The sequence below is a fragment of the Pseudomonas sp. NFACC46-3 genome (genome assembly GCF_900114515.1).
GTDB lineage: Bacteria > Pseudomonadota > Gammaproteobacteria > Pseudomonadales > Pseudomonadaceae > Aquipseudomonas > Aquipseudomonas fluorescens_Q.
Window position 1 is genome coordinate 500,141 of sequence record NZ_FOTH01000001.1, and the last position, 14,937, is coordinate 515,077.

The following is a 14,937-nucleotide window of genomic DNA, read 5'->3' on the forward strand; positions in this document are numbered from 1 at the left end:
ATAGCTGCCAGGCCGCTACGCATGGGCGTTGCGGACCTTTATTGAAACAGCGAAGGAGCACCATCGATGTCCGAAACCAATGCAGCAGAGTTTCCCACCCATAAGTTTGTCACCCATCGGCGCACCATCACCGAGACCGACATCGTCAATTTCGTCAACCTCACGGGCTTTCATGAGCCCTATTTCATCGACATGGAATACCTGAAGGCCAACATGTCCGGCGCCCACCAGAACCGCTTTGCCCCGGGGCCAATGATCATCTCCTACTCGATGGGTTTAGTCTCACCGATTCTAATGAAGGTTGTCGCCGACGTCCTCGAAGGCCATGCCGTGGGCAACTTTGCAGGCATGACGGGGCTGCAGGCACGCATTCATTCCGCCGCATTCCCTGGTGACACCTTGCACGTAGAAGGCGAAGCCAAGATCAAAGCCATCAGCAGTAGCGGCTTTACCATTCTCGACCTGCTGCACGTTACCAAAAACCAGCGTGGCGAAAAGGTCGTGGAATTCACCGAAACCGTACTGTTTCACAAACCCGGTACGACTGAGTAAACCGCGCGACCCCGCTCGCCTCCCTACCTCGTCAGCGCATCAAGTTTTCGCGACATGGGCGGGTTGCCCGCGAGCGGCGGCAGAACCTTAGGTTACGGTCTGCTGTATCAACCTTGCCCTCCTGCCCTGACGGGCGATCTCGCTCCGCGCATGCACCAGACTAGCTCGTGTCGATGCGCGTAAACGGACTTCCGCACCCATGCTGCATCACCACAGCATAGGTGCAGGAAACGTCAGACAGATGCCCTCACACTCTCAGCACGGGTCGAATGGCCAGTCGCCCGAAGCCTTCCCATAGAATTGCCTTGCTCGGCAAAAGCCTTCGCCTGGGCTACATGAAAATGCCGGCCATTAAGCAAAAAGTGCGACAGCGCGGGAATCAGCACCAGCGCAGCCAGCATGTTCCAGAGGAACATAAACGCCAGCAGGATCCCCATATCGGCCTGGAATTTGATCGGGGACCATACCCAGGTGACTACGCCCACCGCCAAGGTGACGCCGACCAGGGCTACCATCTTGCCAGTAAATTGAATGGCCCGACGGTATGCCTGCTGCAGGGAAAGTCCCATACGCTGGCCTTCCAATTGGACGCTGAGCAGGTACAGGGCGTAGTCCACCCCGACGCCAACGCCGAGTGCAACCACTGGCAAGGTGGCCACCTTAAGGCCGATGTTCAACTGCACCATGAGCGCTTCGGCCAGCAGGGAAGTGAGCACCAGCGGTAGGAGGGCCACCACTACAGCACGCCAGCTGCGGAAGGTCATCAGGCACAGCAAGGCAACGGCGAAATAGACGGCCAGCAACATTTCCAACTGCACACTTTTCACAACGATGTTGGTCGCCGCCTCGATGCCCGCACTGCCGGCAGCCAGCAAGAACTGGCGGTCCTTCACACTGTGTTGTTCCGCGAACTCGCTTGCCACCTTCAGCACAGCCTCCAGCGTGGCGGCTTTATGGTCTGAAAGGTAGGCCAAAACAGGCATCAGTGAGCACTCGCTGTTGAGGAACTGGGAGTTCCACACCAAGGCATTATTGACCTGCGGCCAGAGAACCCCCTTATTGTCGCTGATCGTGAACCACTTCGGACTGCCTTCGAAACCACCAGAGGTGTAGGCTCGTACCGTATCGGCCAGCGAGGCGGTGGCCTGGACGCCAGGTACTTGGGACAGCTGCCGGGCAAGTCGGTCAGCCTCGATGAGAGCCTCGTACGAGCCACACTGGTCTGCGGGCGTCTTTATCATGACTGCAAACACATCGCTGGAGACGCCGAACCTCGAAGTAATGAAGGCATTGTCTCGGTTGTAACGCGAGTCGGGACGTAGCTCAGGACTGCCGGCGTGCAGATCGCCCACCTGCAGTTTGCTGCGCTCTACCAACGCCAACACCGTAAGGCCCAGCGCCACGGCAATCGCCAGGACAGCCCAGCGGCGCTCGGTGAAACGGTCGAGGCTGTTCCAAACCCGATCGATGCCCAGCTTATGGATAGTCGTATCGTGCTCGATGATGTGTCGACGCGCCGCTTCCTGGCTGATACCGGTAAACGACAGCAGCACCGGCAGCAGGATCAAGTTGGTGACCACCAGCATGGCGAAACCGAGACTAGCCGACAGTGCCAACTCGCGGATGATCGGAATATCCACCAATACCAGCACGGCAAAACCGACGCCATCGGCAATCAGCGCGATCAGCCCCGGCAGGAACAAGCGACGGAAGGTATAACGGGCAGCGACCCAGGGGTGGGTACCACGGGCGATATCCTGAGCAATGCCGTTCATTTTCTGAAGGCCGTGGGATACGCCAATGGCAAATATCAGGAAGGGAATCAGGATGGTGAAAGCGTCCAGGACACCACCGAAGGCGATCACCAGCCCCTGCTGCCAAAGCACCGCAATAACCGAACAGAGCAGCACCAGGGTGGTGCTGCGAACACAGCGGGTGTGGAAGTAGATGATCAGCGCCGCCACCAACGCGGCGACAATGAAGAACAGCATAACCTTGTAGATGCCATCGATCATGTCACCGGAGATTTTGGCGAATCCGGTGATGTAGATGCCGAGATCAGCCCCCTCGTACTTGACGCGAATGCGTTCGAGGGCCTCGGACAAGTCCTGGTAACTCAGCGGCTGGCCGTCCACGGTCGCCAGCAATGGAATCTCGATCATGCTGGAGTGATAGTCGGTGGAGATAAGACTGCCCACCACCCCCGCACGGGCGATGTTCAAACGCAGTTGTTCGATAGTCTCGGGAGAACCATCGAAGTTGCCCGGCATCACAGGACCGCCGACAAACCCCTCCTCGGTGACCTCGGTCCAGCGCACCACAGGCGTCCAGATCGACTTGACCCAGGTCCTGTCTACGCCCGGGATACGGAAGAGTTCATCGTTCATCTGGCCGAGCGTCTTCAAGTATTCGGCATCGAACACGTCGCCCTTGCGGTTCTCGACCACAAAGCGCACGGAGTCGCCGAGCCCGCGCAGCTGCTCGCGGTTGTCCAGAAAATTGCGAATGAAGGGATGACTGTGCGGCAGCATCTTGTCGAAGCTGGTGGTCACTGTCAGGTTACGTGCCTGCCAGGCTGAGAGCAGCGTGGCGATGACGCAAAAGGCAATGATGAGCAGCCGATGGTTGAAGATCATGCGCTCGAAAAAGTTGCCGGAAAGCCGGTTGAATAGCGCGGGATCACGGATGACGCTCATCAGTCCCGCGCCTTCATGCTTGCTGTCGATCATCAGGTTCTTCTCATTGTTGTAGAGGCAGCGATCAGAGGTCTTCGACCCTGATCCCCAAGGCACCGACAAGCGCCAGGCGGCTGTCGCCCAGCAGAACGGCACCGTAGTAAGGCATCGGCTGGCTCAGACGCAGCGGCTTGAAAATCTGGGCTCCGTCGTCACTCAACAGCGCCTCTCCACTCTGCGCGACTACAAGTAGACGCTGCGCGCCGAGCGGCAGTACCCGCATCAGATTGCTGCCCAGTGGCAACGTGGTGCGACTCCAGTTTTGCCCCTGATCCGCGCTGCGGAAGAAGCTACCGCGCATCCCATAGGCATAGACCTCGCCCTCGGTCGCAGTAACGCCGAACAAGGTGCCGTTGTAGGGCGTATCTATCGAGACGAAATGCTCGCTCTGTGCATCGCGACGCCAGACATGGCCCTGCTCTCCAGACAGGTACAGCTGGCCATTGCGTCCCGTGACAGCGTAGAAGTGCCACTCCTGTGGGTTATTGGTCAGATGCATCTGCGGAAGCCAGCTACGCCCACCATCCTCGGTAGCGAAGATGCGATTGAAGGTGCCGACCACATAGCCGTGAAGCTCGTCGGCAAAGTAAACGTCGAGAAATGGCTGGGTCTCATGATCGACCGCCAGCCGCTTCTCCTTCTCCAGGTAACCCGCCGCATCCGCTACTCGAGCGGCGCTCGCGGTATAGAAATCGATGGCCAGCTGGCTGGCCTGCAGGCCATCGAGCTGTTTCTGCCAGGTGGCTCCAGCATCATCGCTGTGCAGAATCACCCCACCGTGCCCTACGGCCCACCCTTGGGTCGCATTAGCAAAAGCAACAGCGACCAGATCCACACTTACCGGAACCTGCGCCTGACTCCAACTGCGCCCTTGATCGTCGGAAAACAGGATGGCTCCACGCAAGCCAACGGCGACCAGACGCTCACCGGCGCGGGTAATCGCCAGCATCGGACCGGCAGCCATGCGCTCGCTATGCACGGCAGCGACCTGTAGCGGAGGCTCGAACGCGTGCACAAAGGGCGTCGCCAGAGACAAGCAGACAAATAGCAGACGCCCGAGAATCGAGCGAGGCAGAGGGGCAGAATAAAACAGTATTCCAGCAAGCATGACAAACCTCACTTCAGGGCTTTCGAAACGCACACCCATCAGGAACGACCGTCCGCGCGCGCAGGCGATCGCTCCTGGTAGTCGACTCGACCTGTCAGAACGTGGTCTTGAAGGTCAGAGATACCCAGTCACGATCCCAGTACTTACCCAGGGAGGAGTTATTCAGGCTGCCAGCACCGAGCTCATCGTCCGAATGCTTGGAGATGAAACCGTTGTACTTCAGATCAACGCTGTACTGGGCATAGATGTCCGCAGACACGCCCATGCTCCAGATGCCCTGCCCTTCGTTGCTACCGAACATGACCGGCGAGTTACCGTGCAAACCGATATCGACAAACAACGGCATGGACAAATCGATTCCCGGCATTACCTGGTACCAGGTCGGCCGGAACATCAGAGACGCGCCTAGAGCATCGCGAGTCTGGCAGGCAATCTTGGTGGCGTTATGGTCGTCGGCGCAATTGTAGCCTTTACCATTGTACGTCTGCGCGTTCTCGGTGACTTCGTCCAGATAGGAGTAGTTCAGCTCAGCGGTCAAGGAAGCAGCATCATAGAATGGCGTCTTACTGAAGTAGGCCACACCGTTGAACACGCCGGACCACAGTTTGCCGCGTGGCACCCAAGTATCCGGGGCGGTACCTTCCGGCACAAAGTTAGAAAGCGGCGTAGTAGCCAGCACCGCATCCTCGCGGTAAGTAATGTCGGTACCCCAGGAAATACCCCAGACCTGCTTGGACAGGCTCACGCCGTATAACTTCTCCCGCTTGTTCGAGGAGTAGTCGATACCCGCTCCCGCCGGAAAGGCACCCACACCGGGAATGACCACCATCTTGGTCAGCACCAGCTGTGGGAAGCGGTTGGTGTACTCGCGGTAATAGAAACCCAGGGTGCCATCGAGCCACTGCGGCGACCAGCGGGCCGAAACGCCCCAGTCGCCGTGTTTCTTGTCCGGCTCATCGGTGACCTCAAAGGGCAAGCCGAAGACGCTGCCCCCACTGCCCAAGCTCAGGCCATCGATCGCGCCAAAATAGGTACCGCCGTTGGGGACCAGCATCGGCTTCCAGTCCAGGAGGTACTGCGCGGCAACGGTCAGATCCGGCTGCAACTGGGCGATCATGGATATCTGGTTGAGCGGTTTGAACAGTTCCTTGGCCTCGGTGCCCGGCGTGGCGAGCGCCTTGCGGATATCCACCGGGCCCTGCTGGTAAGACACGCCGTTGACGAAGGAGAACAGCGATTCGCCCCAATACACGTTATGTTGGCCGGCCTTGAGGTTGACCGGCACGCTGCCCAGGTCGAAGCCGGTAAACACGAAGGCATCCAGGATCTCGCCAGAGGGGCCGTTGTTCCAGCGATCGGTGTAGCGGCTGTAGTTGTCACCGTCACGTCCCGCACCGTTGCCAGCACCACTGGCATCGAGTGCACGGTCGCCCTCGACATCACCGTCATAGGCCTGATCGTACCAGCCGCTGGCACTCAGACGCGCACCGTGACGGTCTTTGTAAATGAAGTCCATCTCAGTGAGGATATCAACTCGATTGGTGACCACGTCGCCGGCATCAGAGAACTTGCGGTCGGACTGGTAGGCCGTCACATCGCCCGCGCCCGCGTCGTTTCCACAAATATCCTTATCGCAGTCATTCACCCGAAAACCCACGTTGTAGCGCACGGTGTTATCCCAGCGCAGCGACATATCAGGATTGCCGAGATCGACCGTAACCGCATTTGCCGGCCCAGCCACACAAAAAACCATCATTGGCGCGACCAGCAGGTTGCCGCCCACTGCCCGGTATCGACTTGCCATATTCATAGACTTGGCTCCTTCTTGTTATTTATTAGCCCACTCGCACATCCCGAACATCGCGGCGGAACACTCCTGGCAGAGGAGCATGAATGCCCCGTACGATGACTACTGGCAGACGACGTTACGCTCCACGGCCCCCACCCCTGTCGTCGGAACCGACGAATCCAGTTAGCGGGACGTGAGTCGATAGAAGTGGCCATAGGAAGCCCGGAAACAACAAGGCCCGCCGAAGCGGGCCTGTCTGCAGCCATCCATCGTCCAAATACATCGGATAGGCAGGCATCTGCACCTAGGGAGCGGCACCTCCGGCCTCCAGCGATCCTTTTTGCAGATAGCACCAGGCCGCCCCCGAAACGAATTGCGGCCTGTACCGTTACTCATTCAACGGATACCCGTCTGCCCCATGTTTTCGGGGGACCAGGTGGACTCCGGGGGTTTGCCAATCGCTGCGTAGCCGCCCCCCTTGAAACCCGTAAAGGACGGCAGAATGTAAGCACCTCGCTCCAGATCGAACGTCAGCGTATTGTCCGGAATCAGTCCATAGCCGTACACATAGTTCGGGATGGTCAGCATGCTGTCGATGCGAATCAGCTTGCCGGTGACATCGTAGCTGTCGGCAGTACCGGCCCCGCTCGCATCTTCATCGATGTAGAAGCGCCGCTTGGGTAGCAGATGACGGAAGCCCGGTTTCAGCGTGGCCTCGACCACCCGCACACGGTGCAGCTCCCAGCGGATGCACTCCGGATTCGGGAAACTCTTTGTGAACAGCTTGTCTTCCGAGCACGCCTTGTAGTCGTAGACGGCGAAGTTGTTGTAGTTGATCAGCTTCTCCTCCACTCCCAGATACTTGAAGTCGTAGCGATCCTGTTTCCCCAGGATCAAACGCTGCTGATCCATGGTGGTGATGCCGCCCGCCACTGGCGACGGTGTGTCATAAGCCAGATCCGGGGCCAATTTGACCCGACGCTGGCCAGGAAGGTACTGCCAAGCGCGCTGTTCGCCGCTAACCTGGTAGCGTGCCAGCGTCTGCTCGCCGTTACGCCGGGCCGGGTCGTACACGAAGAAGCGTACGCGCCAAAACTCGGCACCGCTGCCTTTCGGACCGTTGTCGGTGGTATCCAGAAACTCGCTGGATTCCAATACCTTCAATGCATTCAGCAAAATCCGCCGAGCACTACCATCGACCAGATAGGATCGGGCGTTAGCTTGCAAGGGCGGGGAGTACTGCAACTGGTGGTTCCAGATCACTTCGTTGCCGGTCTTCGGCAGCGGGAACGGCAGACCCGCATAGCAGCCCTCGATACTGACCCCGGCGTTGGCGGTCTTACAGGCGTCCACGTTCTTGCGCGTATTGTCCTGATAGGTTTGCGGGAAACGCACAGTACGCCGAGTCTGGTACACATTCATCTTGTACTCGGGGTAGCGCGCGAACAGCGCCTTTTGCCCCTCGGTCAGGCGCTCGGCGTACTGGGAAAGGTTCTGCGGCGTGATGGTAAATATCGGCTTATCGTTCCACGGATCACAGAAGTTGGTCGGCTCGTCCTTGTCGTAGCAGGCTGGCAGGCTGAGCGGCTCATCCGAGTACGCCGGGATGCTGCCGTCGGCATTACCGCTACGCTGCGCACCGAACGCCGTCAGCTCAGCCCCACCCAATTGCCCGGCCTCGCTGGCGAAAGCTGATTGAACGGCGCCGGCCAGGACGGCAAGCGCCAATACGCTGGCTAGGTTGCTTCGCTTCATGTTTCCCTCTCTTGTTATATTCATCGGGTGGCGCCACCGTGGCAGCACCAGACTAGGGGTCAACGGGCTTGAGGACTTTCGCCCAGTACCCGCAAGCATTTCAGGCATTGGTGCAATCCGTCCGCCCCCAAGCTACGCGCCCGGGTCGCGGGGGGTCGTTGAATTTAACTTACGCTCAGCCCCTCCCGTTTCGGTCGTCGAAAGCGACGAATTGCGCCGTCACCAGGGTTAACGCAGTTCTTCACCCTTGGCGGCCTTCTCCAGCAGCAACACCGGTGGCGCAAAGCGTTCACCATAAGTCTGTGCAAGCTCACGGGCACGCTGAACAAAACGCTCGACGCCATAGCCGTTGACAAACTGCAAGAAGCCACCGGTCCAGGTCGGCGCACCAATGCCGAGGATCGAGCCGACGTTACCGTCCGCCACCGAGCGCAACACACCCTCCTGCAGGCACTTCACCGCCTCGATAACCTGACGGAACAACAAACGCTCCTTGATATCCTCGACCGGCAGCACCACCTCCGGCCTGACGAACAGCTCGTAGAGCCCCGGCCAGATGGTCTTTTCGCCGCCTTCCGGGTAGTCGTAGAAGCCACCGCCATAGTGACGCCCCGGGCGGTTGTACTCCTTGATCAGGATGTTGCCGACCGCGTCGCTGTGGCTGTTGTCGAAGACGGTGGCAAACACGCCCATCTCCTTCTGCGTCTCGTTGACCTTACGCATCAGCTCCAGGCTGACTTCGTCGAGTACGGTCAATGGCCCTACGGGCATGCCGATCTGCTTGCCTAGGTTGTCGATCAGCAGTGGATCAACACCTTCCTGGAGCAGCTTGCAGCCTTCGTCGAAGTAGCTGCCGAAGGTGCGCGAGGTAAAGAAGCCCAGCGAATCGTTGACCACGATGGCGGTCTTGCCGATCTGCCGGGCAAAGTCGAAGGCCTTGGCCAAGGCCGCGTCACTGGTCTGCTCACCACAGATGATTTCCACCAGCGGCATTCTCTCCACCGGCGAGAAGAAATGGATACCGATGAAATTGGCCGGGCGCTTGGAGGCCTTGGCCAACAGGGAAATCGGCAGGGTCGAGGTATTGGTGCCAAACACGGCAGACTCAGGCATCTGCGTTTCAGCCTGCTGGGTGACCTTGCCTTTCAGATCGACGCTTTCGAACACGGCCTCGACGACGAAGTCGACGCCCTGCAGGTCGGCATAGTCCACGGTGGGCTTGATCAGGGCGAGAATCTCGTCCTTCTTCGCTTCGCTCAGGCGCCCCTGGCTGACCGTCTTGCTCAGCAGTTTCTCGACATTGGCCTTGCCGCGCTCGGCGGCCTCCAGACTGACATCCAGCAGCATCACCTCGATGCCGACCTTGGCCGACACATGGGCGATGCCGTTGCCCATCATGCCGGCGCCAATGATGCCGAGCTTGCTCACCTTGCTCTTGTCGAAACCTGTCGGCCGGCTGGAGCCACCGTTCACTTCGTTCATCTGGAAGAACATGGTGTTGATGATGTTCTTCGCCTGCACGCTGGCGGCCAGGTGGGTAAGGCCACGGGTTTCCACCAGCAGCGCGGCATCGAAGTCCAGCAGGGTAGCCTCCACCGCCACAGCGAGAATACGCTCCGGCGCCGGCAGCAGGCCGCGGGTGTTCTTCGCTGTCATCGCCTGAGCCCCGGCGATCATCTGCGCCACATGTGGTTGCTGCGCAGTTCCGCCGGGAATCTTGTGCCCCTTGTGATCCCAAGGCTGCAGGCTGACGCCATCATCGCCGACCTGCGCCTTTATCCAGGCCTTGGCCGCCGGCACCAATGCATCAGCCTGTTCGATCAGTTCATTGACCAGCCCCAGGGCCAGCGCCTCCACTGGCTTCATGCGCTTGCCTTCAAGCAGCAACGGCAGAGCTCTTTCCAGACCCAGATGGTGCACCAGACGAACGATGCCTCCGCCCCCCGGGAGCAGACCGAGGGAGACTTCGGGCAGGCCGACCAACGCGGCAGGGCTGTTGAGCAGCACCCGGTAGTTACAGGCCAGGGCGATCTCGAAGCCGCCACCCAGGGCCGCGCCATTGATCGCGGCGACCACCGGCACCGGCAAACGCTCAAGACGACGCAGGTCATTCTTCGTCAGCTCGATCTTGGCCTGAAAATCGGCTTCGTCACCGGGCTTGAAATCGGTCAGCTCGTTAAGGTCGCCACCGGCAAAAAAAGTGCTTTTCGCCGAGGCGATGACGACACCGGTCAGGCCGTTTTCCTGCTCTAGGCGATTCACGGTCGCGGCCATGGTTTCGCGGTACAACTGGTTCATCGCGTTGACCGGCCCCGGCATATCCATGGTCACAGTGACAATGCCGTCGGCGTCCTTCTCGTAATTGAATGCGCTCATAGGTTGTTTCTCGTAGAAAGAGTGATCCGCCACGGCACAGACTCGCAGCGGCTTTGAAGTGGCTCAGAGGCGTTCGATGATGGTGGCGATACCCATGCCGCCACCGACGCATAGGGCGATCAGGCCGCGCTTGAGGTTGCGCCGCTCCAGCTCATCCAGCACGGTGCCGACCAGCATCGCGCCGGTGGCGCCGATCGGGTGGCCGAGGGCAATGGCACCGCCATTGACGTTGGTGACTTCCGGCGAGATATCGAGGTCGCGCATGAAGCGCAGCACCACCGAAGCAAAGGCCTCGTTGATCTCGAACAGATCGATGTCCTGCACGCTCAGGCCCGCCTTGGCCAGGGCCTTCTTGGCAGCCGGACCGGGGCCGGCCAGCATCAGCGTCGGCTCGGTGGAGAGCACCGCGGTGGCGACGATCCGTCCACGCGGAGTAAGCCCCAGTTGCTGACCAATACGTTCGCTGCCCAGCAGCGTGGCGCTGGCGCCGTCGACGATGCCCGACGAATTGCCGGCCGTATGGATAGGTTCGATGCGCGCCACCTGAGGGTACTTGCGCAGGGCTACGTCGCTGTAGCCGAGCTTACCCATGGCCGCGAATGAAGGCTTGAGCTGGCTCAGGGCCTCCAGGGTGGTGGCTGGTTTAATGAACTCGTCGCGCTCGAGAACGACCAGACCATTAAGGTCGCGCACCGGCACCACCGAGCGATCGAAGTAGCCACTGTCGCGTGCATGGGCGGCACGCTGCTGGGAAACCAAGGCGAAGCGGTCAACATCCTCGCGCGAATAGCCGTCGAGCGCGGCCAGCAGGTCTGCCCCGATGCCCTGGGGTACCGACTGCAGCTTGAAGGCGATTTCCGGATCCTGAATCCAGGCCTGGCCGGCGGCGCCCATTGGCAGGCGCGACATCGACTCAACGCCACCTGCCACGATCAAGTCCTCCCAACCGCTGGCAATGCGACTGGCCGCCTGATTCACCGCCTCCAGGCCAGAGGCGCAGAAACGGTCGATCTGTACACCGGGCACGCTCTCGTCCCAGCCGGCGTACTGAACCACGCATTTGGCAACGTCGCCACCCTGCTCGCCCACGGGCTGGCCACAGCCGAGCACCACGTCATCGACACGCGAGGTATCCAGATCGTACCGCTGCTGCAGCTCGGTCAGCAGCCCGGCGGCCATGTGCACGGGTTTGACGCTGTAAAGCGCGCCATCTTTCTTGCCCTTACCACGCGGCGTGCGTACGGCGTCGTAAATGAATACTGCCTGTGACATTGGGAGGCTCCTCTTGGCGATTTCGGTTACATGACCGAAGCCTATGAGCCTCCCTGACCGACCACATCGTCGGAAGCGACGATCACCGCAGTACTGCCGCACCGGACTATGCCAACCCGTATCCCCCGCCAGTGCCGTGCGACCGCGGGCGGTAGCCCGATAACCAGCCCAGAACCCGTTCACGAGCTCCTGGCCGTCGGCCATACGGCGTTTGAAACAGCTTCGAAATGCTCATTTACACCTCGTAGACTCCGCTTCCTCGGCTGTTTTAACCTTGTCTGGTTTTAGTCACAAGCGTTGAAAGGGCTTGCGCCAGGTACCGCTTGCCCCATAGTTTAAGAAACCAATAAGAACAGGCGGAGGCATCGCACCTCCATGAAGGACTCATGATGTCGTCGAATCACCGCTCCTTGCCCTACATCTCGCGAGCCAAGGTGACGCCTCCCGCCACCTCGCACTTCGAAGTCCCGCGTCAGGCCATGCTCGACCGCGCGGGCCAAGCCGAGACCAGCCGTGCCGTACTGGTGCATGCACCAGCCGGCTTCGGCAAGACCACCTTCATGACCCAGCTGCTGGCCCGCTATCGCCAACAGCGCATGACCACCGTCTGGCTTACCCTTGACGCTGGCGACAACGATGTTTCGCGCTTCCTCAGCGGTTTCGCCACCGCCATCGCCGGCCTACAGCCAGACGCGCCGCAACAGGACCTGGGCCAGTTGCGCAACACCGATCTGGTTGCCTGGATCCTCGACCAGATCGGTACACACCAGGCCCCGCTGGCCATTTTCTTCGACGACTTCGAAGCCATTCGCAACCCTGTCGTACTCGGCCTGGTGGCCCGCGGCATCGAGGCGATTCCGCACAAGACCTGCCTAGTCATAGGAAGCCGCACTTTGCCGGATATAGGCCTGGCCCGTCTGCGCGCACGCGGCAGCCTGACCGAGATCGATGCCGCCAGCTTGCGCTTCAGTGTCGAGGAAACCCAGGATTTCCTCACTCAGCGCCGTGGCGTCGGCCTGAGCAGCACCCAGGTCGAGCGCCTGCAGTGCAGCACCGAAGGCTGGGTCACTGCCCTCTGGCTGGCCTCGCTGGCCCTGGAGAACCACGGCGATACCGACAAGTTCCTCGATTCCTTCTCCGGTTCCAATGCGGCCATCGCCGCCTACCTTGCCGAGGATGTACTGGCCGCCCTGCCCGAGCCACTGCGCCTGTTCCTGCTGCGCAGCAGCCTACTCGACGAGTTGAGCCCGGCTTTGTGCAACGCGATCTGCGGCTGCAGCGACAGCCTCGACATGCTGCGCGAACTGGAGCGTCACCAACTGTTCCTCGTCCCGATCGACGAGCAGCGCGACCTTTACCGTTATCACAGCCTGTTTCTCGACTTCCTCCGCCACCAGATGCAACGCCGTTACAACGAAGAGCTGCCAGCCCTGCACCTGGCCGCCTGCAATGCCTATCTTGCGCAAGGACGGGTCATTCCGGCCATCCGCCATGCTCTGCAGTGCGGCAATACACAGATTGCCATCGACCTGCTCCATCAGCATGTCGACATGCTGCTCAGCCAGGGCCGTCTGCGCCTGCTGGCCGAGTGCATCGGTCAACTACCGAAGGCAGAGCTTCAGCGTCACCCCCGACTGCAATTGATCCGCGCCTGGTGCACGGCCTTCACCTGGGGCCCCAAGGAGGCCCTGACCCTGGTGGCAGATATCGACAGCAGCACCCTCTCGGGCGAGTCCGCAGCCTATCTGCTGGCCTTGCGCCCGATGCTGCTGGTGATGATGGACCAATCCGAACAGGCCTACGAGATGGGCACGCAGTCCCTGGCCCAGGTGACCACCGCATACCCCTTCGCCTGGGCCATGCTCAACCAGGCGCTGACGCAGGCCAGCATCCTCCTCGGCCGACATCAGGAAGCGCACCAATACGTCGATGAGGCACGTCGGGCGCAGAGCGATTCCGCTGGCGCGTTCGGTTTCGTCCTCGCCGAATCGGCCGAAGCGCTGCTCGACATGATGGCCGGCCGCCTCAAACAAGCGACCGCGCGCCTGCGCCTGGCCACGACCATGCTCGAAGGCTCGCGCCGACGTGATCGCAATGGCAACGCCCTGGCCGCCGTCCAGCTGGCCGAGACGCTCTATGAAAGCGACGAGTGCGAGGAAGCCCTGCGCCTGTTACTGATCTATACCCCCCTGGTGCAAGATCTCGGTCTCTCCGACGGCCTGATCACCGCCCATACCCTGCTGGCCCGCATCGCCGACGACAAGGGCGACCGTGATCGCGCCCTGCAAATGCTCAGCGAACTGGAAAACGTCGGCCACCGCCTGGGTCTGCCTCGCGTCTCGGCCAGTGCGCGCCTGGAACGGGCCATGCAAACGCTGGCCCATGGCGACCAGAACGGCGCCCTCGAACAATTGGCCCTGGCCGAACAGACCTTTCCCTGGACCGAGACCGCGACCCACTGGGGCATCGCCAACGACACCCTGACCCCGACCATCGGCCGCCTGCGCTGGATGATCCGCAGTGGAGCGTCCGGCAAGGCCATCGCGCCGCTGCGCAGCGAGTTGGCCGAAGCCGAACGCCTGCAACGCGGGCGCCGGGCGCTGAAACTGCGCATTCTGCTGGCCGAGGCGCTGTACCGCGACAACCAGGCGAAAATGGCCCTGCGCACCTTGGAGCGGGCCCTGAAGTTCGCCCAGACCGAAGGCTTCGTGCGTACCTTCCTGGAGGAAGGCGCGACCGTGCAGGTCATGCTGCGCGAGCTGCACAACGAACGCGAGGACAAGGACGCAACGGATGACAGCAGCCTCGAACGCTGGCTGCGCAGCAGCGCCACCGCTCAGCCCGCAGCCGGCAGCAACGGCACACTGGTCGACCCGCTGACGCAGAAAGAGCTGAAAGTGCTCAACCTGCTTGGCCAAGGATTGTCCAACGCGGCGATGGCGGAAAAGCTGTTCGTCTCCGACTCGACCGTGCGCACCCACCTGCGCAACATAAACCTCAAGCTGCACGCCAGCAGCCGCACCCAGGCCATCGCCATCGCGCGACGCATGGGCCTGTGCACCTGAACGCAAAACCACCCACCAGCGAAAAGACCGCCCTTGGGCGTAATGCCGATCAGTTAAGCCTCAAACCTGAGGGAGCAAGCTTGCTCCCACAGGTTTTGTGTCATGTGATCCTTGACTGACTGGCATTAGCCCGTGCGCCTCATTTATCTGAATGAATCAACCCGGATACAAACACTTGGTAGCGGCTGGTAAAAAATCAGTTGCAGCGCCACAGCCCCCTGTGGCGAGGGAGCTTGCTCCCGCTGGGGCGCGAAGCGGCCCTAAAACCTGAATCCCGGTTATGCC

8 protein-coding genes are annotated in these 14,937 nt (G+C 60.7%); 2 read left to right on the forward strand and 6 right to left on the reverse strand.

Features of this window, described 5'->3' with window-relative positions; all coding sequences use genetic code 11:
* Positions 1-66 precede the first annotated feature (66 nt).
* Positions 67-552, forward strand: a complete 486-nt coding sequence (locus tag BM300_RS02065) for a MaoC family dehydratase (protein WP_063321836.1) — start codon at positions 67-69, stop codon at positions 550-552.
* A 233-nt stretch (positions 553-785) separates the two neighbouring features.
* Here the strand turns inward: BM300_RS02065 and BM300_RS02070 are convergent, their stop codons facing one another.
* The 6 genes from BM300_RS02070 to BM300_RS02095 all read right to left on the reverse strand — a co-directional run bounded on the left by BM300_RS02070 (position 786) and on the right by BM300_RS02095 (position 11,587).
* Positions 786-3,281, reverse strand: coding sequence for an efflux RND transporter permease subunit (locus BM300_RS02070; protein ID WP_218190623.1), 2,496 nt, complete (start codon positions 3,279-3,281; stop codon positions 786-788).
* Positions 3,282-3,312: 31 nt separating this feature from the next.
* A complete protein-coding gene (locus BM300_RS02075) occupies positions 3,313-4,434 on the reverse strand; it encodes a YCF48-related protein (protein ID WP_092225445.1) in 1,122 nt (373 codons plus the stop codon).
* Positions 4,435-4,489: 55 nt separating this feature from the next.
* Positions 4,490-6,205 carry a DUF1302 domain-containing protein gene (locus BM300_RS02080; RefSeq protein WP_092412219.1) on the reverse strand — a complete coding sequence of 572 codons (1,716 nt, stop codon included), beginning with the start codon at positions 6,203-6,205 and terminating at the stop codon, positions 4,490-4,492.
* A gap of 375 nt (positions 6,206-6,580) precedes the next feature.
* Positions 6,581-7,939: a DUF1329 domain-containing protein gene (locus BM300_RS02085; protein WP_072339390.1), complete on the reverse strand. Its 1,359-nt coding sequence runs from the start codon at positions 7,937-7,939 to the stop codon at positions 6,581-6,583.
* 228 nt (positions 7,940-8,167) lie between these two features.
* Positions 8,168-10,315, reverse strand: a complete 2,148-nt coding sequence (locus tag BM300_RS02090) for a 3-hydroxyacyl-CoA dehydrogenase NAD-binding domain-containing protein (RefSeq protein ID WP_092142493.1) — start codon at positions 10,313-10,315, stop codon at positions 8,168-8,170.
* Between the two features lie 63 nt (positions 10,316-10,378).
* Entirely contained in the window at positions 10,379-11,587 is a 1,209-nt protein-coding gene (locus tag BM300_RS02095) for an acetyl-CoA C-acetyltransferase (RefSeq protein WP_092142496.1), read from the reverse strand.
* A gap of 389 nt (positions 11,588-11,976) precedes the next feature.
* Here BM300_RS02095 and BM300_RS02100 point away from each other — a divergent pair, with 389 nt between their 5' ends.
* Positions 11,977-14,652 carry a winged helix-turn-helix domain-containing protein gene (locus tag BM300_RS02100; protein ID WP_170861998.1) on the forward strand — a complete coding sequence of 892 codons (2,676 nt, stop codon included), beginning with the start codon at positions 11,977-11,979 and terminating at the stop codon, positions 14,650-14,652.
* The last annotated feature ends 285 nt before the right edge of the window (positions 14,653-14,937 follow it).